This is a genomic window from Erwinia sp. MYb416 (assembly GCF_037479575.1).
GTDB classification, from domain to species: domain Bacteria; phylum Pseudomonadota; class Gammaproteobacteria; order Enterobacterales; family Enterobacteriaceae; genus Erwinia; species Erwinia rhapontici.
This window is the reverse complement of record NZ_JBBGYT010000218.1, coordinates 1-843: the sequence shown is the minus strand read 5'-3', so window position 1 is coordinate 843 and position 843 is coordinate 1. Positions and strand designations below refer to the sequence as shown.

Sequence of the window (843 nt, the reverse complement as noted above, 5' to 3'; positions counted from 1 at the left end):
CACTATACCGAGCAGGATAAACGGGAATATGATTTTTATACGCCTGACATACTCAAAAACATGCCGCGTATCTCTCCCCGTTATTCGTTTGATTACGCCAACATCACCGGGCCTGCAACGCATGTGTATGCCATGAAATTTTACGATACAGATACCACTCGTGAGGTTGAAAACTATCTGGCGTCTTTGGGATACAGGCAAGTTAAGTGTGATGTTGACGCAGTGTGTTGGCGTAGCACCGACCCTGAGGAAGCCATTTATGTCGATACATTGAAGGGGGAGAGAACCGTTATTGTGCAGGTGGTTTATCACTTCACATAACCGTTTTCGGCGGGTGAACACCACAAGATGGGGCGGAGAGTCCGGTGTCAGGTCCGGGGCCAGCTTGAGCACGCCGGATCGGCAAAAGACGCATCCCTGCGGGCCTCGGCACGCGACGTCCTGTCGCGTGACGTCCGGCTTACCTCAAACTGGCCCCATCCCCGCAAGAGAGTGCTTGCTGTGGATTTTAAAACCTCCACGGCATCTCGATCTGATGAAGGGGGCGATCATTTTTCCGATCGCCCCCTGCCAACGCTGGACAGCGGCCTGATCAACGTGACCCGGAATGGAAAAGGATTATCTTCAGAACGATGCTGCCATCGGTGTTTTACTGACGGCATAATCGACTAAAGTGATTGCCGGCGTGCCTAACTGATACGTGCTTTTAACAGGGAGTGATCTGTGTCTGATACCGTTACCCACCCATTGACCTGGCAGACTGACCCGGCACTCGGCCTGTTGCCAGTGCAACTCTGCGAGTGTATTGAAAACCTGTTGCTGCCTGCCGGGCTGGTCGTGACC

1 protein-coding gene is annotated in these 843 nt (G+C 53.0%); it reads left to right on the top strand.

Going from position 1 to position 843, the window contains the following annotated elements; all coding sequences use genetic code 11:
* Nucleotides 1-321, top strand: a 321-nt coding sequence (locus WH277_RS02010) for a hypothetical protein (RefSeq protein ID WP_339504098.1), incomplete at its 5' end; no start/stop codon positions are given.
* Between the last annotated feature and the right edge of the window lie 522 nt (nt 322-843).